The organism is Streptomyces luteoverticillatus (assembly GCF_003970715.1).
Lineage (GTDB): Bacteria > Actinomycetota > Actinomycetes > Streptomycetales > Streptomycetaceae > Streptomyces > Streptomyces abikoensis.
Map to the genome: position 1 here is coordinate 5,772,355 of NZ_CP034587.1, position 24,483 is coordinate 5,796,837.

Here is a 24,483-nt window from a genome sequence, read left to right on the forward strand (position 1 = left end):
CCTTTATCTTACGGCTCCAGCGTCAGAGACAGAGCAGCAGCAGCTTTAGAGCGTCCGGGAAGTCGGTTATGCACGATCTGGTTCAGCAAGCCCCTGTTTTGAGCTCCATCCCCTCCACGCCGCACGGCCTGACCACCTGTGTGCCCCGGCAGTACGTCCACAAGGCGGCCATGGCCGAGGTCCTCCTCACCGGATGGGAGCGCGTCGCCGACGACACCTTCACGATCGGCGCCCAGTGGCCGCGGACCCACAGCTTCTACACCCCGGTCGACGGCCGCTACGACCCGCTCCTCTTCGCCGAGACCGTACGGCAGACCATCCCCCTGCTGTCCCACCTGGCCTACGACACCCCGTTCGGCCACCACCTGATCTGGGACCACTTCCGCTACGAGCTCGACCCCGCCGCGACGGCCGTGGCCGCCACCCCGGCCGAGATAGAGCTGCGCATCACGTGCAGCGACGTCAAACGCCGTCAGGGCCGCTTCTCCGCGCTGGTGATGGACGTCACCGCCCTCCGCGACGGCGCGCCCCTGGGCATCGCCCGGGCCCGTTTCACCAGCCACGCCCCGGCCGTCTACCGACGGCTGCGCGGCGAGTACGGCGACCCGTCCGTCGTCTCCCGGGCCGTGCCGCTGGCCCCGCCCCTGGCCCCGGTGCGCGTCGGCCGCGACCGCTTCCACGACGTGGTCCTCTCGCCCACCGACGCCGACGGCGTCTGGCAACTGCGCGTGGACCCCAGCCACCCCGTGCTCTTCGACCACCCCGTCGACCACGCCCCCGGCATGCTGCTGCTCGAAGCCGCCCGCCAGGCCGCGCTCGCCGCCACGGGCCCGGACCACGGCGCCGTCCTGGGCCTGGAGACCGTCTTCAGCCAGTACGTGGAGTTCGACAGCCCCTGCTGGATCGAGGCGACCGTCCTCCCGCAGGACGACGGCGCCCTCACCCGCACCCGGGTCACGGCACGCCAGAACGACCGCGAGGCGTTCTCCGCGGTCGTCACCAGCACGGCCGGCCGGTCCGGCGTCTGAGGCACGGTCCCGGTAAGGGCGGACGTGAACCGCCCTCACCGGGACCGGGGGTGTGGTCAGCCCGTGGCCACCGCCTCCGCGACCGCGCCGCTCCGGGCGCGCAGGCCCGCCGCGTAGCGGCGCAGCAGCAGCGCCGCCGTCGTGGCGAGGCCCGCCAGCAGCCCGAGCCACAGGCCGAGGGTGCGCAGGTCCGCCGCGTACCCGAGGAGGAGCGAGGCGGGCAGCCCCACGAGCCAGTAGCCGACGAGCGTGGCGCGGAAGCCGCCCTTGGTGTCGTCCAGGCCGCGCAGCAGGCCGACGCCGATGTTCTGCGCGCAGTCGAAGAACTGCAGGACGGCGACGACCGCGAGCAGCCCGGTCGCGATGGACAGCGCGTCGCCGTCCCCCGCCGCGCCGGAGTCGAGGAACGGCCGCAACACCGCCCCGGGGAAGGCCAGATAGCAGCCGCCGACCACCGCCATGACGGCGGCGGCGCAGGCCAGCGCGGTGGTCCTCAGCCGCCGTGCCGCGGCGACGTCCCCCAGGGCCAGCTCGCGGCTGACGTTGATCGAGGCGGCGTGGGAGAGCCCCACGGCGACCTGGAAGACGATGTAGACGAGCTGGTTGACGGCCGTGTGCGCGGCGAGCGCCGCACTGCCGAAGGAACCGGCCATCAGCGCCGTCAGCGAGAAGAACCCCGCCTCCGAGCCGTAGGTGGCCGCGATCGGCACGCCCAGCCCGATCAGCCGCCGCACGGTGGCGCGGTCCGCGCCCAGGACCCGGGCGCTCAGGCACGGGCCGAGCACCGGGTCCCGGCGCGTCGAGGCGTACAGGGCGAGGAAGGACAGCAGGTGCACCAGCGACGTCGCCACGCCGATGCCGGTCAGCCCCAGCCGTGGCAGCCCCCAGGTGCCGTGGACGAACACCCAGTTGAGCCCCGCGTTGACGGCCACGGACGCCAGCGTGATCCGCAGCAGCGCCTGCGGCCGCCGCATCCCGACCGTGAACTGGCGCACCGCCTGGAACCACAGGCACGGCAGCAGCCCCGGCGCGAGGGCCACCAGCATCGCCCGGGCCCGGTGGGCGACCTCCGCGTCCTGGCCCAGCAGGGACAGGCACTGGCCGATGACGACCATCAGGACGGCCCCGGCGACACCGGCGAGCGTCGCCACCGCCAGACCGGCCCGGGCGACGGCGGCGACCTCGTCGTCCGGCCCCGGAGCGGCGGCCCGCTCGGGGGACGTCCCGGCGCGCGCGGCCGCCGCCGCGACGCGGTTGCCGACGGAGGTCACCAGGCCGACGCCCATGGTGCGCACCTGGTTGAAGACGACGATCGCGAGGCCGCCCGCCGCCAGCTCCCCGGTGCCGAGCAGGCCCATCATCACGGTGTCGGTCGTGGTGAGCGCGACCTGGGCGAGCTGGGTGAGGACGAGCGGGACGGCGAGCACGGCCAGGGCCCGGCTGTCGCGCAGCAGCCGGGGCAGGGCGGCGGGCACCGAGGGCATCAGTGGCCGCGCAGGGTGCCGAGGAGGTCGCCGACCTCGCGTTCCACGACCGGGTCGAGGAGGTCGCGGGCGGCCATCCAGCCGTCGTCGAAGACGGTGTCCAGGTACTTCTCGCCACCGTCGTTGACCAGCGCGACCATCGTGCTGCCCGGCGGCAGCGAGGGCAGCCGCCGCAGCGCCTCGTGGACGACGCCGCCGGCGGAGCCGCCGATGAGCAGTCCGGTGCGGGCCACCGCGCGGCAGGTGGCGAACGCCTCGACGTCACCGACCTTGACGCCCTCGTCGATGAGCGAGAAGTCCACGAGCGCGCCGATCTCGGCGCCCTCGGGCGTGCCGGTGCCCGACTGGTGGTAGTCGTGCGCGGGCCCGCCGAAGGCGATGGACCCCTTGGGCTCCACCCCGACCGTCCGTACTTCCGGGACGAGCCGGCGCAGCTCGCGGGCGGTGCCGCACAGGGCCCCGCCGGTGCCGACGGCGGCGACGAGCACGTCCACGCGGCCCTCCAGGGCATCGTGGAGCTCATGGGCGACGGCCGCGTAACCGACGCCGTTGCTGGGGTTGTTGTGCTGCTCGGTGAAGATCGTGTTGTCGCGTCCCCGGGCGAGGCTCTCGGCGAGCTCCTCCCGGGCGGCGGTGGCCAGCTCGTCCGTGCCGTCGTCGGTGACGTACACGAGCTCGGTGCCCAGCGCGCGCATCGCGCGCAGTTTGTCGGCGCTGGCGTGGTGGTCGACGACGGCGGTGAAGGCGTAGCCGCGCTCGGCGGCCATGACGGCCAGGCCGAGCCCGGTGTTGCCGGAGGTGGACTCGACGATCCGGCCGCCCGGGCGCAGTTCGCCCCGGGCCTCGGCGTCCAGCACCATCTGCCGGGCCATCCGGATCTTGGCGGTGCCCATGGGGTTGAACATCTCCAGCTTCAGCAGCAGCCGGCTGCCGTCCGCGGTGCGGCAGAGCTCCAGGAGCGGGGTGTGGCCGATGAGTTCGGAGACACGGGTGACCACGGCGGGCCGGGCGGGCGCGGCGGACGGGGGAACCGGCGCGGGGCGGGCGGTGAGTGCCGCGTTCATGGATCAGGGGCTCCTGTCGGGCTTGTACGTGACGGGCGGAGGGGTCAGGCGTGGCGGTCGAGGCGCCAGCGCGGCCGTCCCGCCGGACGGTCGACGACGACCTTGGGGGGCAGCGGAAGGTCGTGGAAGGGCGACTCGTTGGAGTCCATCTGGTAGCCGGCCGTATTCGGGTAGACCAGCAGATCGCCTTCCCGGGGCCGGGCGGGCAGGGGCACCTTGCGCCAGGTGACCATGTCGGACTCCAGGCACGTCGCCCCGCCCACGCACGCCGCGACGACGGCGGGGCCCCGGGCCGGGCCGGCCTCGGTGAGCAGCACGGGATCCGGCAAATACTCGCTGTTGAACCACTGTTCCGAGAGGCTGAGGCTGCTGCCGTCCACGGTGAGGACGGCGTAGCCGTCCCGCTCCTTGACGCCCAGCACCCGGAAGACGGTCGCGCCCGCCCGGTCCAGCAGGGCGCGGCCCGGCTCCAGCATCAGGGTCACGCCCGCGTCGCGGAGCAGCCGGGCGAGGCTCGCGGAGTGCCCCTCGGGGGTGGTGGCCAGCACGGCCCGCAGGACGCCCGCCCCGGCGAGCGGGGAGTGGTAGGGGTAGAAGTCGCCCGCCGTGAACGCCTTGCCCGCGTGGTAGTGCTCGGGCCGCTGCTCGGCGAGGAAGCCGTGCCAGTCGTCGGCGGCGGCGTAGTCGACGGCGAAGCCGCCGCCGACGCTGATCCGGTCGGCGCGCAGGCCCAGGGCCCGCGCCGCCCGGCACTCGTCGACGAGCCGGCCGGCCAGGTCGGCGCGGGGCCGCAGGGCGTAACCGGACAGATGGAAGCTGAAGCCCTCCATGCTCACGGCCGGGCCGGCGGCCGCGCAGCGGCGCAGGGCGGCGGCCGTCTCCTCGTCGTCGAGCCCGAAGCGGCTGTGCGGCTGGTCCGGCGGCAGCCGGCGCAGCAGCACCCGGGCCGGGCGGGTCGTCCCGCCGGTCAGGGCCAGGACGCGGTCCAGCTCACCGGGGGAGTCGACGGCGATGAGGGCGCCCTGGAGCACGGCGACGCGCAGCAACTGCTCGTGCTTGGCGGGGCCGGTGACCGTGATGTCCTCGCCGCGCACCCCGTGGGCGAGGGCCTCGCGCAACTCCCCGGCGGAGGCGACATCCACGCCCGCGCCCGTCGCCGCGCAGCGCTCGACCCACACGGCCGCCTTGTTGGCCTTCTTCGCGTAGTACACCCGGCCCGCCACGCCGGCCTCGGCGAGGGCGGCGCGGAAGGCGGCGAGGTTGGTGTCGAAGCGGTCGGGGAGGAGGAAGTGGAACGGTCCGTCGAAGGCGTAGGAGAGCTCCTGGAGCAGCCCGCTCTCCAGTACCGCCGACGCCTCGGGATCCGGGTGGGCGGGCAGCGGAGGGGCGGCCGCCGCCCGGGTCGTCGTCACTGCGGTGGCTGTCACCGCGGTGGTTGTCACTGCCACAGCGGCACCCGCGTTCCCAGGCCCTGGGTGAGGGCGAGTTGGGCGAACCGGTGGCCGAGCGCGATGTCGGTGACGACCAGGCCGCTGTTGTAGGCGAAGACCCGCTGGTCCGGCGCGGTGCGCCCGAGGGCGTCCCCGGCGAGGACGGCCGGGAACTCGGCGTCGACAGCCGGGAGTTCGCCGTCGGCGTCGGCCATGTCGGTGCCGGTGACGCGCATCTGGGCCTCGCTGGTGGCCACCACGCGGTCGGCCTCGTGGAGGGTGGAGGGTGCCAGGCCGTGGCCGACGAGGACGGCCAGGGCGCCGGGCCGCAGCCAGGACGCCTCCACGGCGGCGGGGGTGTGGGGTCCGGCCGTGGCGACGACGATGTCGGCGGCCCCGGCGGCCTCCCGCAGGTCGGTGACGATCTCCACGTCCCGGCCGGGGAAATACGCGCGCAACTGGCGGCGGACGGCGGTGATGCCGTCGGGGTGGGTGCCGTGGAGCATCAGCCGCTCCAGGCCCGGCAGCGCCGTCAGCAGGAACGGCAGGGCCAGCCGGCCCTGGGTGCCGGTGCCGATCACCAGCGCGGCCCGCGCCCCGGGCGGCGCGCACTCGCGGGCCAGCAGCGCGGAGACGGCGGGGGTGCGCAGGGCGCCGATCCGGCCGCAGTCCATCATCGCCAGGGGCAGCCCGGTGACGTCGTCGTAGAGGGTGAGGGTGGTGTAGTAGTGCTGCGCGTCGCGGGGGCTGTGGAGGCCGTGCTTGTACGAGGTCTTGACGGCGACGACGTCGCGGGAGCCGTCGCGGCCGAGCATCGCGTAGGCGACGGAGTGGCCGTCGCCGGGCTTGACGGTGAGCTTGCGCGGGTTGTCGGAGCGGCCGGCGGCGAGGGTGCGGTAGGCGTTCTCCACGGTGGCGAGGACGTCGGCGGGCGTGATGTCGATGCCCGCGACGTCGCTGGTGGACAGGACGGTCAGGGCCTTGTCGTCGCGTATTCGGTGGGAGTCGTGGGCCGGGGCGGCGGGGGAGGTGTCCGTCATGGGCGGTTCCCTTCGGATCCGTGTGGGGGCCTGGTCAGGCGGCGGGGGCCTCGGCGGCGTGCGCTTCGATCGCGGCCTGTCCGTAGCCGTGCTCGCCGGCCTCGGCGGCGGGGCGGGTGCGGCGGCCGGGGACGCGGACCGAGGCGCGCTTGAGCCAGCGGTCGGTACCGTCGTAGCGGGCGGTGAAGGGCACCCGGCCGTGGACGACGAGGTCGTTGTCGACGACGAGGACCTCGCCGGGGGAGAGGCTCACGGCCACGGAGACGCGGGCGAGTTCGTCCTCCAGCCGCCGGTAGGCGGCCCGGTACTCGGGGGTGGCCTCGGCCAGCGGGGTGTAGGCCGGGTCGAAGCGCAGGGTGAGGCCGTCCGGGGCGCGCCACAGGGCGGGGACGCGGGGTGGCTCCCCGGCGAAGCCCTGGGCCTCGGCGTAGGCGTCGTCGGGCAGGATCGGCAGCACCGGCCGGGTGAGCTCCTCGACGGTGGCGTCGTCCAGCCGTGTCCGGCGGACACTGGCCGCGGTGGTGGCGATGGCGTCGTGGTTGCGCATGCAGGTGAGCATCAGCAGATGGGCGCGGCCGGGGTGGAAGGCGTCCTCGGTGTGCGGGCTGAGGAGCACGCTGCTGCTGGCGCCGGTCTGTTCCCGCTCGTGCCCGGGGGCCGGGACGATGTTGTGGACGAAGCGGCCCTCCTGCTGGCCCTCCCAGGCGATGGGGTCGCCCATGACGGTGGCCAGCAGGAGCAGGGCGATGTCGTGGTGGGCGCCGGCGTCGCCGGCGGTGCGCCAGCTCTCCGGCGTGGCACCGATCCGGGCGTCGTCCACGCGCAGGCCGCGCAGGACGAACAGGCCGGCGTCGGTGTCCACGGGCCGGCACTGGTGCCGGATGGACGGGCCGAGGGCGGCGGCGGACCCCCGGACGCGCCGCAGGAGCGCGGGGGAGGTGGCGGAGGTGCCGAAGGCGGTGAGGATCTCGTCGGCGGCGCGGTGCAGTTCGTCGACCGAGGCGTCGTCGAGCAGGCGGACGGGGGCGGGAGTGGGGGAGGGTGCGGCGGCGGGGACGGGTGCGGTTCCCGTGCTCATGGCGCGATCTTCCGTTCCGTAGCGGGGTGTGGGAGTCCGAAGGGGCGACGCGGGCGTACGGGCATGGGGGAGAGGGGCGGAGGGTGGGGGCCGCCGGCCCGTGGCGTCGGGGACTGGCCAGAACGTACCGTTAGAAGTTAGGTAAGGCAAACCTAACTCGCGGGTTATCCGTTTGGTCCGCCTTCCGGGTGATGAGCCCTGGAATCAAGGGGGTTGAGGTCCTGGCCGAAATCCATGCATCGACCAGACGGGTTTGCGATGCCGGGTGTGGTTAGGGTAGGCAAACCTAAGTAGCTCGGAAGTGACCCCCCATCTGCCGGATCGAGGACGACGTGGACTTCACCAGGCGCCAGATGCTGCTGGCCGGAGCGGCCCTGGGCTCCGCCGCACTGCTCACCGCCTGCCAGGACGGCGGCGGTACGGCCTCCGCCGGCGCCGGAAACCAGCCGCGCCCCGGCGGCACCCTGCGCGTCGGCGCGCTGGGCCGGGCGTCCGCCATCACCCGCGACCCGCACGGAAATCAGGGCAACGAGAGCGACTATCTCGTCATCGCCCTCGTGTACGACACGCTCACCGCCCCCGGTGCGAAGGCCAACACGGTCGGCCGCCTCGCCGCCTCCTGGACCCCCTCCGACGATCTGAGGACCTGGCGCTTTACCCTCGCCAAGGGCGCCGTCTTCCACGACGGCACCCCCGTCACCGCCGACGACGTCGTCTGGTCCCTGCGCAGACTGCGGGGCACCCCCGCCGGCGCCGCCCGGCTCCCCGGCATCACGGCGGAGAACATCACGGCCGACGGCAAGGACACCGTCGTCCTCGTCTCCGGCTACGCCAACGCCGAACTCCCCCTGCTCACCCGGCTCTCCACCTTCGTCCTGAAGAAGGACACCGCCGAGGCGGACCTGCCCAAGGCGCCCGGCACCGGCCCGTTCGTCCTCGACTGGTACCGCAACGGCAACGCCCGCCTCGTGCGCAACGAGCACTGGCACGGCGGCACGGTCCTCCTCGACGCCATCGAGGTGACCATGTTCGAGAGCCCCCAGGCCTTGGCCAACGCCGTGCTGGCGGGCCAGATCGACCTCGCCTCCAACGCCGGCGCCGTCGCCGGCCGCACGGCCGCCGCCCGCAAGGACATCCAGGTCGTCCGCCGCCCCGACGACATGGCCATGCCCATCGTCATGCGCACCTCCGAGGGCAGCCCCTTCGCCGATCCCAGGGTCCGTGAGGCGTTCAAGCTCGTCGTGGACCGCCCGGCCATGGTCAAGCAGACGCTCTCCGGCTACGGCACCGTCGCCAACGACGTCCTCGGCACCGCCGACCCCGCCTACGCCAAGGACATCCCCCAGCGCGCCCGCGATCTGGACAAGGCGAAACGGCTGCTGAAGGAGGCGAACTTCGACCTCGGCAGGACCTACGAGCTCGTCACCACCGAGGACGTCGCCGGCCTCGCCGAGTCCGCCACCCTCTTCGCCGCCCAGGCCCGCGAGGCCGGGATCAAGGTCGAGGTCGTCAAGCAGGAGTCCGGCACCTTCTACGACCGGACCTGGCTCAAGGGCGACTTCTACACCAACTACTGGGGCACCAACGACTCCGTCGTCTTCTTCGCCTCCAAGACCCTCGTCACCGGCGCCGGACAGAACGAGGCGAACTTCTCCGACAAGGACTTCGACGCCGCCTACCGCGAGGTCCTCGCCACCAAGGACGCGGGCGAGCGCGGGCGGAAGCTGCGCGAGCTCCAGCGGATCGAGCACGAGCGCTCCGGGTATCTGCTGTGGGGCATGGCCGACGGCATCGACCTGGCAGCCGCGAAGGTACGCGGCCTGCCCAGGCTGCCGGGCTACGGGCGTGTCCAGCTCGAGAACGCCTGGCTCGCCCGGTGACACCCGGCATACCGAGGGCGGCCGCTCTTCTGGGGCGCCGACTGCTGCTGCTCGTCGTTCTCCTGGCCGGAGTCTTCGCCGCGATCGAACTGCTGCCGGGCGACGCGGCGTCGGCCGCGTCCGACCGCGGCGAGACCGCCGCCGGCCTCGCCGCGCGGCGGCACCTGCTCGGCCTGGACCGGCCCCTCCCCGAACGCTTCTGGGACTGGATCACCGCCCTGCCCACCGGCGACCTCGGCACCTCCGCGCGCGGACAGCACGTCACCGACCTGCTGTCCGCGCCCTTCCCCAACACCCTCCTGCTGGGCGGCGCCGCGCTCGTCCTCACGGTCCTGCTGTCGCTGACCCTCGGCTGCCTGGCCGCCGCCCGGCCCGGCGGACCCGTCGACCGGATCGTCGACGTCACCGCCACCGCCGCCTTCGCGCTCCCCGAATTCGTCGTCTCCGTCGGCCTGCTGCTCGTGTTCTCGCTGTGGACGGGCTGGCTCCCCGCCGCCACCCTCACCGGCGCGGACGGCGGACCCGCCGACTGGACGATGCTCGTCATGCCCGTCCTCGCCCTCACCCTGCCCCAGACCGGCTGGAACACCCGCGTCGTCCGCGCGGCCCTCGCCGACCAGGCCGCCACCCCCCACGTCGAGGCCGCCGCCCTCGACGGGCTGCCCGCCCACCGGGTGCTGCTGCGCCACGCGCTGCCCGGCGCCCTGCCCGCCGTCGCCACGGGCTTCGCCACGTCCACCGGGATGCTGCTCGGCGGGGCCGTCGTCGTCGAGACCCTCTTCAACTACCCGGGCATCGGCACCGTCCTGGCCGGAGCCGTCGCCGACCGCGACACGCCCGTCATCGCCGGGGTCGTCGCCTGCGCCGCCGCCGTCATCACCGTCGTGCTCCTCCTCGCCGACCTCGTCCGCGCCCGCACCGTAGGAACCCGCCCATGAGCGCCCCCGGGCTCCGTGCCCTGCCCGCCGCCCTGGCCCTACTGGCCCTGAGTGGCCCACTCCTGGCCCCGCACCCCGTCGACACCCCCGTCACCGCCCCTACGCGGGGCCCGGCGACGGCGCGGCCCTCGGCGGCGACCAACTGGGCCGGGACGTCCTGAGCCGACTCCTCCACGGCGGCGACGCCCTCATCGCCGGCGCGCTCGCCGTGGCCGTGACCGTCACCCTCCTCGCGGCCGCGCTGGGCTGCCTCGCGGTGCTCAGCCCCCGCGTGGGCGCGGTCGTCGAACGCACCGCCGACCTGGTCATCCTCGTGCCCCCGGTCCTCGGCCTCATGCTCCTCGCCCTCGCCTGGCCCGGCGGCCGGCGCCTGGCCGTCACGACCGCCGCCGTGGTGCTGGGCACCCCCTACGCCGTGCGGGTCGTCGCCGCGGCGGCCGCGCCGCTGGCCGGCGCGGGATTCGTCGAGGCGTCCGTCGCGAGCGGCGAGCGGCTGTGGCGCGTCGCGTTCCACGAGATCCTGCCCAACCTGCGGGCCACGATCCTGGCGTTGTTCGGCCTGCGCTTCGTCGAGGCGGTCTACGTCATCTCCATGGCCGGCTTCCTCCAACTCGGCCCACAACCACCGGAAGCCGACTGGGCCTTGATGATCCGCGAGAACGCGCCGGGGATCCTGCTGAACCCTTGGGCCACGATCGCTCCCGCGATCGCGATCGCGGCGGTGGCGATAGCCACGAGCCTCGCCACGGAGGCCCTCGCCCCGCGGCGCGGCGGGGAGGTGGCGGCACGATGACGACGCACTCGCGGGGGAAGGGGCCGGGGTCTGGTGGGCCTGGCGGGTCGGGTGCGGGCGGCGGTGAAGCCCCGCTCGTCACCGTCGCCGGGCTCGAAGTGGGCATCCCCGGCGGACCGTTGTTGCTGGCTTCCGCCGGGCTCACCCTGCGGCGGGGGCGGATCACCGTGCTGACCGGGCCTTCCGGGTCCGGTAAGACGACCCTGCTCCGGGCCGTTCTCGGCGACTTGCCGTCGGGGGCGCGCGTGGCGCGCGGGGGCGTGCGCGTCCTGGGGGAGGACGTGTTCGCCCTGCCGCCCGCCCGGCTGCGTGAACTGCGGCGTCACCGCCTCGCGTTCGTCGGTCAGGACCCCGGCTCCGGGCTCAACCCCCGGATGCGGGTCCGCGACCTCGTCGCCGAGCTCGCCACCGGCGCGCGCCCCGCCGACGTGAGGGAACTGCTGGCGGAATGCCGGCTGCCGCTCGACGACGGGCTGCCCGACCGCCGGCCCACCGCCCTCTCCGGCGGCCAGCAGCGCCGCGTCGCCCTCGCGCGCGCCCTCGCCCGCACCCCCGACGTCCTGCTCCTGGACGAACCCACCGCCGGGCTCGACCCCGCGCTCCGCGACGAGATCGCCGACCTCCTGCGGCACGTCGCCGCCCACCGCCGCATCGCCGTCGCCCTCGCCTGCCACGACCCCGAACTCGTCGCGCGCTGCGCCGACGACGTCGTCGACCTCGGCACGGACACCCTTACCGCCCCGCGCGCGCTCGCGCGTACGCCCGTGCCCCCATCGGCGCCCGCGCCCGCGCCCGCGCCGGCGCCCGGGCGCGGGCTCGCCGCGCGGGGCGTCCGGGTGACCTTCGCCGCATCCGCCCCCACCCCTGCGCGCGACAGCGCAACCCCGCACCGACACGCCCTCGACAGCGTGGATTTCGCTGTCGCACCCGGCACCGTCGCCGCCATCGTCGGCCCCTCCGGATCCGGCAAGACCACCCTGCTGCGCGTCCTCGCGGGCCTGCGGCCCGCCGACGCCGGGGAGCTCACCCTCGACGGCGCGCCCCTGTCCACCGGCGTCCGCGCGCGCGGCCGCGACCAGCGCCGCCGGATCCAGCTCGTGCCGCAGAACCCGCTCGGCGCCCTCAACCCCGCCCGGACCATCGGCGCGTCGCTCGCCCGCCCGCTGCGGTTGCACGGCATCGTCCCCCGGAAGGAGACCACCGAGCGCGTGGCCGAGCTCCTGCGGGACGTCGGCCTGCCGCCCGAGTACGCGCGGCGCCACCCCCACGAGCTCTCCGGTGGGCAGCGCCAGCGCGCGTCCATCGCACGCGCCCTGGCCGCGCGCCCCGACGTGCTCCTGTGCGACGAGGTCACCTCCGCCCTGGACCCCGCCACGGCCGTCGCGGTCATGGATCTGCTCGCCCGGCTCCGGGCCGAGCGCGGGCTGGCCCTCGCCCTGGTCAGCCATGAACCGCACCTCGTCGCCGCGTACGCCGACACCGTCCTTTCCCTGAAGGACGGACGCGTCTCGCCGGATTGACAGACGGTAACCGGATCGGGAATCTTGCTCGCACTGATCAGTTACTGACTGGTCGGTCAGTAGGAAATCGGCCCCTTCACACCCTTTTTGGAGTACTCGTGGCACAGGTGCGAGAACGAGGCGCGCGGTACGGAAAGGCGCTCGCGGCGCTCGGCGCGGCCTCGGTCCTGACGGCCGGGGCGGCCGTGGCGGCCGGCCCCGCGGCGGCGGCCACCACGGCCGCCCCGGCCGCGCAGGCCGACGGCGCGCGCTACGTCGCGCTCGGCGACTCGTACACCTCGGGCCCCGGCATCCCCGAGCAGACCGGCGGGGACTGCGCGCGCTCCAGCGTCAACTACCCCGCGCTGACCGCCGCCAAGCTGGGCCAGAAGTCCTTCCAGGACGTCAGCTGCAGCGGTGCGACGACCAACGACATGTGGAACACCCAGGCGGGGGCGGCCGGGCCCCAGCTGGACGCCCTCGGCAAGCAGACCCGCCTCGTGACCGTCGGCATCGGCGGCAACGACATCGGTTTCGGCACCATCATCGGCAGCTGCGCCGCCCTGTCCCCCACCGACCCCGCCGGCGCGCCCTGCAAGAAGCAGTACACCGCCGCCGACGGCTCGGACCTGCTCGCCCAGCGGATCAACGATGCCGCGCCGAAGATCGCCAAGGTGCTGAAGGCCGTTCACGAGCGCGCCCCCTACGCCAAGGTCGCGCTCGTCGGCTACCCGTCGATCATGCCGGACAACGGCACGAGCTGCTTCCCGTCCGTGCCGATCGCCGCCGGTGACGCGCCCTACCTGCGGGACACCGAGAAGAGCCTGAACACGATGCTCCAGCAGCAGGCGCGCGCGGCGCACGTCCGCTACGTCGACACCTACGGTCCGACCGTCGGCCACGACGTGTGCGTCCCGGCCGCGGACCGCTGGATCGAGGGCGCCACGCCCGAGAGCCCGGCCGCGCCGTTCCACCCCAACGCCAAGGGCGAGGCGGCCATGGCGGGTGCCGTCTACGGGATCGTACGCGGCTAGCGCCTTTGCGGCCGTCGGATCATGCGGCGCCCCGTAAGGGGCGCGGGGAACTGCGCGATCGGCCACCGGCGGCCCGCAGTCGACGCACGGCACTCCATCCGCGGGCGCGTCGTGGCTTGTCGCGCAGTTCCCCGCGCCCCTTACGGGGCACCGTGGTGCCGCCTGACGAAGATCCGCCGGACAGGCCCTGGTCCGGGCCGTGTCCGCCTGCCCGGGCCGCGCCCGCCCCGGGCGGGAGCCAGCCCCGCTCCGGGGCGGCTCCCGCTCCGGTCAGTGGTGCTGACAGGCCAAGTGCCCTGTCGGCGGCCGCGCTCCGCGAGTAGGCTCCGGGGCCCGTTCGTCCGTCACGGAGGCACTTATGGCCCTCGCCAGACCGAACCCCCGCCGGAGTCTGCCCGTTCTAGCGGCCACCGCCGCGCTCGTCGCCGGGGCCCTGGCGACGCCCGCCGCGTCCGCCGCGTCCGGTACGTCCGCCACCTTCGCCGCCCCCGCCGGCGAGGCGACCCGCACCCCCGCCAAGACCCCCGTCGCCGTCGGCTACGGCGGCGCCGTGGCCAGCGTCGACGCCGACGCCTCCGCCGCCGGCGTCGAGGTGCTGCGCAACGGCGGCAACGCCGTCGACGCGGCGGTGGCCACGGCCGCCGCGCTCGGCGTCACCGAGCCCTACTCCGCCGGCATCGGCGGAGGCGGCTACTTCGTCTACTACGACGCCAAGTCCCACGAGGTCCGCACCATAGACGGCCGCGAGCGCGCCCCGCTCAGCGCGACCAAGGACCTGTTCCTCGAGAAGGGCCACCCGCTGCCCTTCGCCGACGCCGTCACCAGCGGCCTGAGCGTCGGCACCCCCGGCACCCCCGCCACCTGGGACACGGCCCTGCGCTCCTGGGGCAGCCGGAGCCTCGGGCAGGTCCTCGCGCCCGCCCGGCGGCTGGCCCGGGACGGTTTCACCGTCGACGAGACGTTCCGCAAGCAGACCGCCGACAACTACGACCGCTTCAAGGACTTCCCCGCCACCGCCAAGATCTTCCTGCCCGGCGGCAAGCCCCCGGCCGTCGGCTCGACGCTGCGCAACCCCGACCTCGCCCGCACCTACGGCCTGCTGGCCGACCAGGGCGTGGCCGCCCTCTACCGGGGCGCGCTGGGGCGCGACCTGGTGCGGACCGTGCGCAAGCCGCCCGTCGACCCGGCCTCCGGACGCGTCGCGCGGCCCGGCGACCTGACGGAGCGGGACCTCCGCGCGTACGGCGCGCGCAAGCAGGAGCCCACCCGTGTCTCCTACCGGGGTCTGGACGTCTACAGCATCGCCCCCTCCTCCTCCGGCGGGACGACGGTCGGCGAGGCCCTCAACATCCTGGAGAACTCCGAGCTGAAGCGGCTCGACCAGCAGACGTACCTCCACCGCTACATCGAGGCGAGCCGGATCGCCTTCGCCGACCGCAACCGCTGGGTCGGCGACCCCGCCTTCGAGTCGGTGCCCGTCCAGGGCCTGCTCTCCCAGCGCTTCGCCGACTCGCGCGCCTGCCTGATCAAGGACGACGCCGTGCTCACCAGCCCGCTGGCGCCCGGCGACCCCCGCCGCCCGGGCCGGGCCTGCGCGACGGGCGGCCGGGCCGCGCCCACACCGTACGAGGGGGAGAACACCTCCCACCTGACGGTCGCCGACAAGTGGGGCAACGTCGTCGCCTACACCCTGACGCTGGAGCAGACGGGCGGCAGCGGCATCACCGTGCCGGGGCGCGGCTTCCTGCTGAACAACGAGCTGACCGACTTCTCCTTCGTCCCCGTCAGCCCGGGCGTCCACGACCCCAACCTGCCCGGTCCGGGCAAGCGTCCGCGCTCGTCCCTGTCGCCCACGATCGTCCTGGAGCACGGCAGGCCCGCCTTCGCCCTCGGCTCGCCCGGCGGCGCCACCATCATCACGACCGTCCTCCAGACGCTCCTCAACCACGTGGACCGCGGCATGCCGCTCGGTGACGCCATCGCCGCGCCCCGCGCCAGCCAGCGCAACGCGGCGGCGACCGAGCTGGAGCCCGGGCTGTGGGACAGCCCGCTGCGGGGCCAGCTGGAGGCCAAGGGCCATGTGTTCAAGCTGAATCCGGAGATCGGCGCCGCCACCGGCGTCCAGCGGCTGCCCGACGGGCGCTGGCTGGCCGCGGCCGAGAAGACCCGGCGCGGTGGCGGCTCGGCGCTGGTGGTGAGGCCGACGGGGAAGCCGCCGGTGCGCTGACGACCCCTCCGCGCGCGGGGACCGTGCGTTCCCGCGCCGGATTGGGGCGGCCGCCTCCGGGCCACGATCACTGATGTCATGAGTGGACGACGGCGGTTGACACGGGTCCTGGCGGTACTGATCGGCGCGTTCGCGGTGTGGCTGTCGGCAGCCGGCACCGCGGACGCGGCCCCGGAGAGCACGGCTTCGGCGAAGGAGGCCCCGACCTGCCGGGTCGGCGCCTATCTCAGCGACCTCTACGATCTCGATCCGGCCAAGAACGCCTTCTCGGCGCGGCTGACGGTGTGGAGCGTCTGCCCCAAGCGCGAGCTGGACCCGCTGCCCGATGTGGCGTTCACCAACTCCACCAACGCCGAGAAGAGCGATCCCGCGGTGACGGAGGAGGGCGGCATGTTCCGGGACCTGGTGCGGATCCAGGGCGTCTTCCGGCAGGACTGGGATCTGCGCGCCTTCCCCTTCGACCGGCACCGGATCACGATCAACATCACGTCCCGCAAGACGATCGACAAGTTCCGTTTCACCCCGACAACGCGGACTCGGGCGCGAACGAGGGGATCGCCCCCGACGGATGGAAGCTCACCGGCCTCCATCTGGCCTCCGTCGAGCAGCACTTCCCCACGAACTTCGGGGACACCACGCTTCCTCGGGGCCAGGGCAGCACCCGCAGCAGGCTGGTCGTCGAGATGGATCTGCTGCGCGACGACCCCACGGCCTTCTGGCGGCTGACCGGGCCCCTTTACCTCATGGTGCTCCTCGCGACCGCCGCGTTCCTGCTGCCCACGCACGGCAAGGAGCTGGGCATGGCCGAGCGGCTGGATTCGATGCAGAGCAGGCTGGCGCTGTTGGGCGGCGGTCTCTTCGTGGTGATGCTGAACCTCCAGCAGGTCAGCACGGTCGTCACGAGCACGGTCGGGCTGACGCTCATCGACGCGCTGCACCTGCTGACGCTCGTCTACGTACTGCTGGCGGTGGTGGCCACCGTGCTGTCCTGGCGCTGGACGGTCCGGGGCGGCGACCCGGTGCGGGCCGAGCGGAACCACCACCGCGGTGCCTGGATCGGGCTGGCGGGGTACGCCCTCGTCGCCGCCGCGCTGGTGCTGTACGCCGCGCGCGTGGGCTGACGCGCGCGGTCAACCGCCCAGCAGGGCGAGGATGTTGTCCGTGGTGTCCGTCTCGGCCAGGCGCGGGAGGACCTTCGCCACGGAGAAGCGGTGGATCTCGGGGTCCGGGTCGGTGACGGCGTCCGTCGCGACGGTCACGTGGTAGCCGTGCTCGTGGGCCGCGCGGGCGGTGGACTCGACGCCCGCGCCCGTGGCGATGCCCGCGAGCACGACCTGGGTGACGCCCCTGCGGCGCAGCTGGAGGTCCAGGTCGGTGGCGTGGAAGGCGCCCCAGGTGTGCTTGGTGACGACGATGTCAGTCTCCTGGCGGCCGATCCCGGGCACGAGTTCGGCGAAGTCGGCCGGGGGCCGGCCGGAGCGCAGCGGGGCCTCGGAGCGGCCGGGCGCGGCGCCGACGACCCGCACGAGGACGACCGGCAGCCCGCGCTCGCGGAAGGCGGTGGCGAGGCGCGCGGCGCGTTCGACGACGGCCTCGGCCGTGGGGGCGGGGTCGGTGGTGGGCAGGGCCACGATGCCCTTCTGGAGGTCGACGAGGACGAGGGCGGTCGTGGGGTCGAGCGTGGTGGCTGTCATGCGGCCACCCTAAAGAAAGAAAGGAAGCCTTGCAAGGATTCCTTTTTATATGTGTGGGTGCGGGACATGCGCGATGGTCTTGCCACGGGGAGTGACGGCACCTACGGTCGCATGCACACGCGGATCTTCCGCGTACGCAGCCTGTTCGAAGCCCCGGCTGAGGAGCAGCTCATGGCCAACGTTGTCCGTGCGGCACTGGTCCAGGCCACCTGGACCGGCGATACCGAGTCGATGATCGCCAAGCACGAGGAGCACGCCCGCGCCGCCGCCGCGCAGGGCGCCAAGGTGATCGGTTTCCAGGAAGTCTTCAACGCCCCCTACTTCTGCCAGGTGCAGGAGAGCGAGCACTACCGCTGGGCCGAGCCCGTCCCGGACGGCCCCACCGTCCGCCGGATGAGCGATCTCGCCCGCGAGACCGGCATGGTGATCGTCGTGCCGGTCTTCGAAGTCGAGGATTCCGGCTTCTACTACAACACCGCCGCCGTCATCGACGCCGACGGCACCTATCTCGGCAAGTACCGCAAGCACCACATCCCCCAGCTCAAGGGCTTCTGGGAGAAGTACTACTTCCGGCCCGGCAACCTCGGCTGGCCCGTCTTCGACACGGCCGTCGGCCGCGTCGGCGTCTACATCTGCTACGACCGGCACTTCCCCGAGGGCTGGCGCGCCCTCGGGCTCGCCGGCGCGCAGCTCGTCTACAACCCCTCCGCCACCTCCCGGGGCCTCTCCGGCCACCTGTGGCGGCTCGAACAGCCCGCGGCGGCCGTCGCCAACGAGTACTTCGTCGCCGCGATCAACCGCGTGGGCCAGGAGGAGTACGGGGACAACGACTTCTACGGCACCTCCTACTTCGTCGACCCGCGCGGGCAGTTCGTCGGCGAGCCGGCCAGCGACACCAAGGAGGAACTGCTCGTCCGCGACCTGGACTTCGACGTGATCGACCAGGTGCGCCGGCAGTGGGCGTTCTACCGGGACCGCCGCCCCGACGCCTACGACGGGCTGGTGCGCCCATGAGCCCTGCCGCCCCCCTCCGCGACCGCCACCGGGCCGTGATGCCCTCCTGGCTCGCCCTCTACTACGACGAGCCGCTGGAACTCACCCACGGCGAGGGCCGGCACGTCTGGGACGCCTCCGGGAAGCGCTACCTCGACTTCTTCGGCGGCATCCTCACCACCATGACCGCGCACGCCCTCCCCGAGGTCACCAAGGCCGTGAGCGAGCAGGCCGGCCGCATCCTCCACACCTCCACCCTCTACCTCGACCGGCACATGGTCGAGCTCGCCGAGCGCGTCGCGAGCCTGTCGGGCATCCCCGACGCCCGGGTCTTCTTCACCACCTCCGGCACCGAGGCGAACGACGCCGCGCTGCTGCTGGCCACCACGTACCGCGGCTCCAACCAGATCCTGGCGATGCGCAACAGCTACCACGGCCGTTCCTTCTCCACGGTCGGCGTCACCGGCAACACCAGCTGGTCGCCCACCAGCCTCTCGCCCCTCCAGACGCTCTACGTCCACGGCGGCGTCCGCGGTCGCGGGCCCTACGCCCACCTCGACGACCGGCGGTTCATCGAGGCGTGCGCGGCGGACCTGGAGGACATGCTGGGCCAGGCGCACGGCACCGTCGCCGCGCTCATCGCCGAACCCGTCCAGGGCGTCGGCGGCTTCACCGCGCCGCCCGACGGGCTCTACGCGGCCTTCCGCGAGGTCCTCGAGCGGCACGGCATCCTGTGGATCACCGACGAGGTGCAGACCGGCTGGGGCCGCACCGGCGACCACTTCTGGGGCTGGCAGGCCCACGCCGCGAGCGGCCCGCCCGACCTCCTCACCTTCGCCAAGGGCATCGGCAACGGCATGTCCATCGGCGGCGTCGTCGCCCGCGCCGACGTCATGAACTGCCTGGAGGCCAACTCCATCTCCACCTTCGGCGGCAGTCCCGTCACCATGGCCGCCGGCCTCGCCAACCTCACCTATCTGATCGAGCACGACCTCCAGGGCAACGCCCGCCGCGTCGGCGGCCTCCTCCTGGAACGGCTGCGCGCCATCGGCGCCGGCCTGACGGTCGTCCACGAGGTGCGCGGCCGGGGGCTGATGGCCGGCGTCGAACTCGCCGGGCGCGACGGCTCGCCGTCCCCCGCGCCGCCGCCCGCACCCTCGAACACGCCCGGGAACTCGGCCTGTTGATCGGCAAGGGCGGCCGCGAGGGCAACACCCTGCGCGTCGCCCCGCCCATGACGCTCACCGTCGCCGAGGCCGAGGAGGGCGCCGCGATCCTCGAGGAGGCGCTGCGGCGCGCCCAACAGGACCTCGCCGCCGAGGAGACGTCATGACCACCACGATCGTCAGCGGCGGACTCGTGATCACCGCCGCCGACGAGATCACCGCGGACGTCCTGATCGAGGACGGCAAGGTCGCCGCGCTGGCCGCCCCGGACAGCGCGTACGCCCGGGGTTGGAGAGCCGACCGGGTCATCGACGCCACGGGGAAGTACGTCATCCCCGGCGGCGTCGACGCCCACACCCACTTCGAGCTCCCCTTCGGCGGCACCTCCTCCTCGGACACCTTCGAGACCGGCACCCGCGCCGCCGCCTGGGGCGGCACGACGACGGTCGTCGACTTCGCCGTCCAGTCGAAGGGGCAGGCCCTGCGCGCCGGACTGGACGCCTGGCACGCCAAGGCGGAGGGCCGGTGCGCCATCGACTACGCCTTCCACATGATCCTCTCCGATGTGCACGAGAGCTCGCTCAAGGAGATGGACCTGCTGGTGGGGGAGGGCGTGACGTCCTTCAAGCTGTTCATGGCCTACCCGGGCGTCTTCTACAGCGACGACGGGCAGATCCTGCGCGCGATGCAGCGGGCCGCCGGCAACGGCGGGCTGATCATGATGCACGCCGAGAACGGCATCGCCATCGACGTCCTCGTCGAACAGGCCCTGGCGGCGGGGAAGACCGACCCGCGCTACCACGGGGAAGTCCGCAGGGCCCTGCTGGAGGCCGAGGCCACCCACCGGGCGATCCAGCTCGCCCGGGTCGCCGGCAGCCCCCTGTACGTCGTGCACGTCTCGGCCGAGGAGGCCGTCGCCGAGCTCGCCCAGGCCCGCGACAAGGGCCTCCCGGTCTTCGGCGAGACCTGCCCGCAGTACCTGTTCCTCTCCACCGACAACCTCGCCGAACCCGGCTTCGAGGGCGCCAAGTACGTCTGCTCCACGCCCCTGCGGCCGCGCGAGCACCAGGCCGCGCTCTGGCGCGGGCTGCGCACCGACGACCTCCAGGTCGTCTCCACCGACCACTGCCCCTTCTGCTTCTCCGGCCAGAAGGAGCTGGGCCGGGGCGACTTCTCGAAGATCCCCAACGGGCTGCCCGGCGTGGAGAACCGCATGGACCTCCTCCATCAGGCCGTCGTCGACGGGCACATCTCCCGCCGCCGCTGGATCGAGATCGCCTGCGCCGCGCCCGCCCGGATGTTCGGCCTCGCCCCGCACAAGGGCACCATCGCCCCCGGCGGTGACGCCGACATCGTCGTCTACGACCCCCACGCGCGGCAGACGCTCTCCGCGTCCACCCACCACATGAACGTCGACTACTCGGCCTACGAGGGCAAACAGATCACCGGGCAGGTGGAGACCGTCCTCTCGCGCGGCGAAACCGTCATCGACAAAAGGAAGTTCACCGGCCGGGCGGGCCACGGCCGCTACGTCCCCCGCACCACCTGCCAGTACCTCCCGTAACGCGTAAGGAGCACCCCGCACGTGGACTTCGGCCTCGTCCTCCAGACCGACCCGCCCGCCACCGCCGTCGTCGACCTCATGAGACGCGCCGAAGGCGCGGGCTTCCGCTACGGCTGGACGTTCGACTCCGCCGTGCTCTGGCAGGAGCCCTTCGTCATCTACAGCCGGATCCTGGAACACACCGACAGCCTCGTCGTCGGTCCCATGGTCACCAACCCCTCCACCCGCACCCCGGAGGTGACCGCCTCCACCTTCGCCACCCTCAACGACATGTACGGCAACCGCACCGTCTGCGGCATCGGCCGGGGCGACTCCGCGATGCGGGTGGCCGGGCGCAAGCCCAACACCCTCGCCACGCTCGGCGAGTCGATGCGCGTCATCCGCGACCTGGCGGAGGGCCGCGAGGCCGACGTCGGCGGCGGGAAGACGCTGCGGATCCCCTGGATCCGCGACGGCCGGCTGCCCGTGTGGATGGCCGCCTACGGGCCCAAGGCCCTCGCCCTGGCGGGCCGCGAGGCCGACGGCTTCATCCTCCAGCTCGCCGACCCCTTCCTCACCGAATGGATGGTCAAGGCCGTCCGTGCCGCGGCCGCCGACGCGGGCCGCGACCCGGCCTCCGTCACCGTCTGCGTCGCCGCCCCCGCCTACGTCGGCGACGACCTCGCCCACGCCCGGGAACAGTGCCGCTGGTTCGGCGGCATGGTCGGCAACCACGTCGCCGACCTCGTCACCCGCTACGGCACCCACTCCGGCGCCGTCCCCGACGCCCTCACCGACTACATCGAGCGCCGCTCCGGCTACGACTACAGCCACCACGGCCGCGCCGGGAACCCCTCGACGGACTTCGTCCCCGACGAGATCGTCGACCGCTTCTGCGTCCTCGGCCCGGTGGCCGCCCACCGCGAACGCCTGGAACACCTCCGGGAGCTGGGCGTCGACCAGTTCGCCCTCTACGCGATGCACGACGCGAAGGAGGCGACGATCGACGCGTACGGGGAGCATCTGATCCCGGCGCTGGGGTAGCCGGCCCCCGCCCCGCCCGCCCCGACGGACACCTCTCTCGCAGGTGAGGGAGGTGTCCTAGATCACTGAGCCGAGTTCTGACAGGAATCCGTCATTCCGGCCTGTTTCCACCTACGCTCACCGAACGCGACAGGAGCGCCACAGAAACGACACAGAAACCACCACGGAAAGCGATCATGAACCGAGCCCTGAAGAGAGCCGCGAGACTTCTCACCGCGCCGGCCGCCGCCCTGACCCTCCTCGTGCCCGTCCTCGCCGTGACCGCGACTCCCGCGGCCGCCGCGACCGACGCCTACACCTTCACCAACACCGACGGCACCCTCAACGCGACGGGCAACAACGACGGAAACCAGATATCCGTCACCCCCGGCGGCACCAACTACACGAACTGGCGGCTGATCAAGCTCGGCGACCCCGGCCAGTTCAACCTCGCCAGCACCTCCTCCGGGAAGTGCGTCCACTCCACCCAGCCCGCCGTTCAGCAGTCCTGCGGCAAGGACGGCGAGCAGTGGCACTTCCGCCCTGTCGACGGGAAGCCCAACGCGTTCGGCATCGTCCGCCGCGACGACAAGAGCGGCACCGAGTGGTGCATGGACAACCGCGGCGGCCTCCACCTGTGGGGCATCCTCGCCCAGCCCAACGTCTGCAACGGCGGCGCGAGCCAGGAGTGGACGGTGCCGGCGGCGAAGGCGGCCGAGGCGAGGCAGCTCGCCCTCGACTACTACGCCGACCTGTGCTCCAAGAAGACCTCCACCTGTTCGTGGACGCAGAAGTCCGAAGGAAAGCCCGAGGTCCTGCCCCGTCAGCCCGCCTCGTCCGTCTGGTACAACGACACCAGCGGCACCATGAAGCAGGTCTTCACCACGATCCACCACTCCGGCTGGGCACAGTCGTTCTCCGCCGGCGTGTCGACCTCCGTCGGCGTCTCCGGTGGTGTCTCCGTCCCGGTCCAGGCGCTGATCAGCAACCAGCTCACCGCGACGCAGACCTACCAGTCCGACGAGTCCACCGTGAACGGCATCGCGATCGACGTCCCGGCCAAGAACTACGGCTGGGTCGACTTCGCCGCCGTCGGCAAGAAGGTCACCGGCACGTGGACCTTCGACACCGACAACCAGCCGTGGACCGCCGACGCGACGGTGACCGTTCCCGTCATCAACTCGGCGGCCGGCTCCACGATGTACGTCGCCCGCACCAGCGCGGACGCGCCCGGTGCCGCGACCGGCGGCAGCGACGTCAAGCCCGCCGCTCCGGGTCGGTGACGCCAACGGCGGCACGATCTCGCCCCCGACCTTCTCAGGGCGTCATAGCGTGCTGACCGTGGGCCCCCGCCGTCACCGGCGGGGGCTCGCAGCACCCCTACGGCACGCGCGCCGTCCACTCCTCCGAGGAGAACTTCGTCGCGGCCAGCTCCTCCGCCCGCGCCATCTCCTCCGGCGTGACGGCCCCGTCGGCGAGCCCGTACCGGCCCCGGAACGAGGCCACCATGCGCTCGATCACGGCGTCCCGCGCCAGCCCCGTCTGCCGCCGCAGCGGATCCACCCGCTTCTTCGCGGACTTCGTCCCCTTGTCGGAGAGCTTCTCCTTGCCGATGCGCAGCACGTCGAGCATCTTGTCCGCGTCGATGTCGTACGCCATCGTCACGTGGTGGAGCACCGCGCCGTCGCCGGACACCACCCGCTTCTGCGCGGCACCCGCGATCTTGCCCGCCTCGGTGGCGATGTCGTTGAGGGGCTGGTACCAGGCCTTGACGCCCATGCCCTCCAGCGCGCCGAGGACCCAGTCGTCGAGGTAGGCGTAGCTGTCGGCGAAGGACAGGCCCTGCACGAGCGCGTCCGGCACGCACAGCGAGTACGTGATGGTGTTGCCGGGCTCGACGAACATGGCGCCGCCGCCGCTGATCCGGCGCACCACCGTCATCCCGTGACGCTTGGCCCCCTCCGGGTCCACCTCGTTGCGCAGCGACTGGAAGCTGCCGATGATCACGGCGGGGGACGCCCACTCCCACACCCGCAGCGTCGGCGGCCGCCGGCCCGCCGCGACCTCGGCGGTCAGGACCTCGTCCAGCGCCATGTGGAGGGCCGGGGACTGGGGGCCGTCGTGGATGAGCTGCCAGTCGTAGTGGTGCCAGTCGGTGGCCTGGGCCAGCGCCCGCCGCACCGCCACGCCCACGGCCTCGGAGGAGAAGCCGAACATCACCGTGCCCTCGGGCAGCGCCGCGTCGATGCGGGCGGCGAGCTCCGGGGCGGGAGCGTCGGCCGGCGCGCCCTCCAGGGCGCGGTTGATGTCGAGCAGCGCCTCGTCGGGCTCCAGGAAGAAGTCACCGGCCACCCGGACGTCGCGCAGCGAGCCGTCCTCGACCGTCAGGTCCACGACGACGAGTTTTCCGCCCGGAACCTTGTATTCGCCGTGCACGGCCGCGTCCTCCCGCTCGTTCTCGGCCATCGGCCACCCGGCCGACGGCGGAATCAACCGTAACTCTTGTGCGCCCGTCCGCCGTCTGCCTTGCTGGGGGCCGTGACTCCCACGTTTCCGGCGTTCACCACCC

21 protein-coding genes and 1 pseudogene are annotated in these 24,483 nt (G+C 73.3%); 15 read left to right on the forward strand and 7 right to left on the reverse strand.

Going from position 1 to position 24,483, the window contains the following annotated elements:
- Nucleotides 1-68: 68 nt before the first annotated feature.
- Nucleotides 69-1,028, forward strand: a complete 960-nt coding sequence (locus EKH77_RS25795; RefSeq protein WP_126916682.1) for a ScbA/BarX family gamma-butyrolactone biosynthesis protein — start codon at nucleotides 69-71, stop codon at nucleotides 1,026-1,028.
- 56 nt (nucleotides 1,029-1,084) lie between these two features.
- On the opposite strand, the gene EKH77_RS25800 is transcribed toward EKH77_RS25795, so the two are convergent.
- The 5 genes from EKH77_RS25800 to EKH77_RS25820 are packed head-to-tail and all read right to left on the reverse strand — an operon-like array spanning nucleotide 1,085 to nucleotide 7,124.
- Complete coding sequence (locus EKH77_RS25800; RefSeq protein ID WP_126916683.1) at nucleotides 1,085-2,512, reverse strand: MATE family efflux transporter; 1,428 nt, start codon at nucleotides 2,510-2,512, stop codon at nucleotides 1,085-1,087.
- Nucleotides 2,512-3,576 (reverse strand): cysteine synthase family protein, encoded by a 1,065-nt coding sequence (locus tag EKH77_RS25805; protein WP_126916684.1) that lies wholly within the window; start codon nucleotides 3,574-3,576, stop codon nucleotides 2,512-2,514. The genes EKH77_RS25800 and EKH77_RS25805 overlap by 1 nt, the downstream gene beginning before the upstream one ends.
- Nucleotides 3,577-3,620: 44 nt before the next feature.
- Nucleotides 3,621-5,003, reverse strand: coding sequence for a Y4yA family PLP-dependent enzyme (locus EKH77_RS25810; RefSeq protein WP_240667532.1), 1,383 nt, complete (start codon nucleotides 5,001-5,003; stop codon nucleotides 3,621-3,623).
- Nucleotides 5,004-5,014: 11 nt separating this feature from the next.
- Nucleotides 5,015-6,046, reverse strand: a complete 1,032-nt coding sequence (locus EKH77_RS25815; protein ID WP_126916685.1) for an ornithine cyclodeaminase family protein — start codon at nucleotides 6,044-6,046, stop codon at nucleotides 5,015-5,017.
- Nucleotides 6,047-6,080: 34 nt separating this feature from the next.
- Complete coding sequence (locus EKH77_RS25820; protein ID WP_126916686.1) at nucleotides 6,081-7,124, reverse strand: TauD/TfdA family dioxygenase; 1,044 nt, start codon at nucleotides 7,122-7,124, stop codon at nucleotides 6,081-6,083.
- Between the two features lie 353 nt (nucleotides 7,125-7,477).
- On the opposite strand from EKH77_RS25820, the gene EKH77_RS25825 reads away from it, so the two are divergent.
- The 9 genes from EKH77_RS25825 (at nucleotide 7,478) to EKH77_RS25860 (ending at nucleotide 16,616) form a co-directional block, all read left to right on the forward strand.
- Nucleotides 7,478-9,004, forward strand: a complete 1,527-nt coding sequence (locus EKH77_RS25825) for an ABC transporter substrate-binding protein (protein WP_126918291.1) — start codon at nucleotides 7,478-7,480, stop codon at nucleotides 9,002-9,004.
- Complete coding sequence (locus EKH77_RS25830) at nucleotides 9,001-9,942, forward strand: ABC transporter permease (protein WP_240667534.1); 942 nt, start codon at nucleotides 9,001-9,003, stop codon at nucleotides 9,940-9,942. Before EKH77_RS25825 ends, EKH77_RS25830 begins: the two co-directional genes overlap by 4 nt.
- The gene (locus EKH77_RS34595; RefSeq protein WP_346429072.1) at nucleotides 9,939-10,103 is read left to right on the forward strand and encodes a hypothetical protein; all 165 of its coding nucleotides are present in this window, start codon (nucleotides 9,939-9,941) and stop codon (nucleotides 10,101-10,103) included. The genes EKH77_RS25830 and EKH77_RS34595 overlap by 4 nt, the downstream gene beginning before the upstream one ends.
- A gap of 47 nt (nucleotides 10,104-10,150) precedes the next feature.
- Nucleotides 10,151-10,735: an ABC transporter permease subunit gene (locus EKH77_RS25835; RefSeq protein ID WP_346429073.1), complete on the forward strand. Its 585-nt coding sequence runs from the start codon at nucleotides 10,151-10,153 to the stop codon at nucleotides 10,733-10,735.
- Nucleotides 10,732-12,255, forward strand: a complete 1,524-nt coding sequence (locus tag EKH77_RS25840; protein WP_126916687.1) for an ABC transporter ATP-binding protein — start codon at nucleotides 10,732-10,734, stop codon at nucleotides 12,253-12,255. The genes EKH77_RS25835 and EKH77_RS25840 overlap by 4 nt, the downstream gene beginning before the upstream one ends.
- Before the next feature lie 98 nt (nucleotides 12,256-12,353).
- Complete coding sequence (locus tag EKH77_RS25845) at nucleotides 12,354-13,268, forward strand: SGNH/GDSL hydrolase family protein (protein ID WP_206279922.1); 915 nt, start codon at nucleotides 12,354-12,356, stop codon at nucleotides 13,266-13,268.
- 358 nt (nucleotides 13,269-13,626) lie between these two features.
- On the forward strand, nucleotides 13,627-15,495 hold the full coding sequence (gene ggt / locus EKH77_RS25850; protein WP_126916688.1) for a gamma-glutamyltransferase: 1,869 nt from the start codon (nucleotides 13,627-13,629) through the stop codon (nucleotides 15,493-15,495).
- Nucleotides 15,496-15,573: 78 nt separating this feature from the next.
- Nucleotides 15,574-16,221 carry a hypothetical protein gene (locus EKH77_RS25855; RefSeq protein WP_126916689.1) on the forward strand — a complete coding sequence of 216 codons (648 nt, stop codon included), beginning with the start codon at nucleotides 15,574-15,576 and terminating at the stop codon, nucleotides 16,219-16,221.
- Complete coding sequence (locus EKH77_RS25860; RefSeq protein WP_126916690.1) at nucleotides 16,179-16,616, forward strand: hypothetical protein; 438 nt, start codon at nucleotides 16,179-16,181, stop codon at nucleotides 16,614-16,616. The genes EKH77_RS25855 and EKH77_RS25860 overlap by 43 nt, the downstream gene beginning before the upstream one ends.
- Before the next feature lie 9 nt (nucleotides 16,617-16,625).
- Here EKH77_RS25860 and EKH77_RS25865 read toward each other — a convergent pair whose 3' ends face one another.
- Complete coding sequence (locus EKH77_RS25865; protein ID WP_126916691.1) at nucleotides 16,626-17,189, reverse strand: isochorismatase family protein; 564 nt, start codon at nucleotides 17,187-17,189, stop codon at nucleotides 16,626-16,628.
- A gap of 171 nt (nucleotides 17,190-17,360) precedes the next feature.
- Here EKH77_RS25865 and EKH77_RS25870 point away from each other — a divergent pair, with 171 nt between their 5' ends.
- The 5 genes and pseudogenes from EKH77_RS25870 to EKH77_RS25890 all read left to right on the forward strand — a co-directional run bounded on the left by EKH77_RS25870 (nucleotide 17,361) and on the right by EKH77_RS25890 (nucleotide 23,197).
- Nucleotides 17,361-18,203: a nitrilase-related carbon-nitrogen hydrolase gene (locus tag EKH77_RS25870; protein WP_126916692.1), complete on the forward strand. Its 843-nt coding sequence runs from the start codon at nucleotides 17,361-17,363 to the stop codon at nucleotides 18,201-18,203.
- Nucleotides 18,200-19,515: pseudogene (locus EKH77_RS25875) on the forward strand (aspartate aminotransferase family protein). The gene EKH77_RS25870 and the pseudogene EKH77_RS25875 overlap by 4 nt, the downstream one beginning before the upstream one ends.
- On the forward strand, nucleotides 19,512-20,912 hold the full coding sequence (gene hydA, locus EKH77_RS25880) for a dihydropyrimidinase (protein ID WP_126916693.1): 1,401 nt from the start codon (nucleotides 19,512-19,514) through the stop codon (nucleotides 20,910-20,912). Before EKH77_RS25875 ends, hydA begins: the two are co-directional and overlap by 4 nt.
- A gap of 21 nt (nucleotides 20,913-20,933) precedes the next feature.
- Nucleotides 20,934-21,935 carry a TIGR03842 family LLM class F420-dependent oxidoreductase gene (locus tag EKH77_RS25885; RefSeq protein ID WP_126916694.1) on the forward strand — a complete coding sequence of 334 codons (1,002 nt, stop codon included), beginning with the start codon at nucleotides 20,934-20,936 and terminating at the stop codon, nucleotides 21,933-21,935.
- 176 nt (nucleotides 21,936-22,111) lie between these two features.
- The gene (locus EKH77_RS25890) at nucleotides 22,112-23,197 is read left to right on the forward strand and encodes an RICIN domain-containing protein (RefSeq protein WP_126916695.1); all 1,086 of its coding nucleotides are present in this window, start codon (nucleotides 22,112-22,114) and stop codon (nucleotides 23,195-23,197) included.
- Between the two features lie 97 nt (nucleotides 23,198-23,294).
- Here the strand turns inward: EKH77_RS25890 and EKH77_RS25895 are convergent, their stop codons facing one another.
- Entirely contained in the window at nucleotides 23,295-24,350 is a 1,056-nt protein-coding gene (locus EKH77_RS25895) for a lipoate--protein ligase family protein (protein ID WP_164737971.1), read from the reverse strand.
- Between the last annotated feature and the right edge of the window lie 133 nt (nucleotides 24,351-24,483).

What these genes read in the sequence shown, in the direction of transcription:
- EKH77_RS25795 (WP_126916682.1), top strand. Translation starts at nt 69, where the DNA reads ATGCACGATCTGGTTCAGCAAGCCCCTGTTTTGAGCTCCATCCCCTCC.
- EKH77_RS25800 (WP_126916683.1), bottom strand. Translation starts at nt 2,512, where the DNA reads ATGCCCTCGGTGCCCGCCGCCCTGCCCCGGCTGCTGCGCGACAGCCGG.
- EKH77_RS25805 (WP_126916684.1), bottom strand. Translation starts at nt 3,576, where the DNA reads ATGAACGCGGCACTCACCGCCCGCCCCGCGCCGGTTCCCCCGTCCGCC.
- EKH77_RS25815 (WP_126916685.1), bottom strand. Translation starts at nt 6,046, where the DNA reads ATGACGGACACCTCCCCCGCCGCCCCGGCCCACGACTCCCACCGAATA.
- EKH77_RS25820 (WP_126916686.1), bottom strand. Translation starts at nt 7,124, where the DNA reads ATGAGCACGGGAACCGCACCCGTCCCCGCCGCCGCACCCTCCCCCACT.
- EKH77_RS25825 (WP_126918291.1), top strand. Translation starts at nt 7,478, where the DNA reads ATGCTGCTGGCCGGAGCGGCCCTGGGCTCCGCCGCACTGCTCACCGCC.
- EKH77_RS34595 (WP_346429072.1), top strand. Translation starts at nt 9,939, where the DNA reads ATGAGCGCCCCCGGGCTCCGTGCCCTGCCCGCCGCCCTGGCCCTACTG.
- EKH77_RS25840 (WP_126916687.1), top strand. Translation starts at nt 10,732, where the DNA reads ATGACGACGCACTCGCGGGGGAAGGGGCCGGGGTCTGGTGGGCCTGGC.
- ggt (WP_126916688.1), top strand. Translation starts at nt 13,627, where the DNA reads ATGGCCCTCGCCAGACCGAACCCCCGCCGGAGTCTGCCCGTTCTAGCG.
- EKH77_RS25855 (WP_126916689.1), top strand. Translation starts at nt 15,574, where the DNA reads ATGAGTGGACGACGGCGGTTGACACGGGTCCTGGCGGTACTGATCGGC.
- EKH77_RS25860 (WP_126916690.1), top strand. Translation starts at nt 16,179, where the DNA reads ATGGATCTGCTGCGCGACGACCCCACGGCCTTCTGGCGGCTGACCGGG.
- EKH77_RS25865 (WP_126916691.1), bottom strand. Translation starts at nt 17,189, where the DNA reads ATGACAGCCACCACGCTCGACCCCACGACCGCCCTCGTCCTCGTCGAC.
- EKH77_RS25870 (WP_126916692.1), top strand. Translation starts at nt 17,361, where the DNA reads ATGGCCAACGTTGTCCGTGCGGCACTGGTCCAGGCCACCTGGACCGGC.
- hydA (WP_126916693.1), top strand. Translation starts at nt 19,512, where the DNA reads ATGACCACCACGATCGTCAGCGGCGGACTCGTGATCACCGCCGCCGAC.
- EKH77_RS25890 (WP_126916695.1), top strand. Translation starts at nt 22,112, where the DNA reads ATGAACCGAGCCCTGAAGAGAGCCGCGAGACTTCTCACCGCGCCGGCC.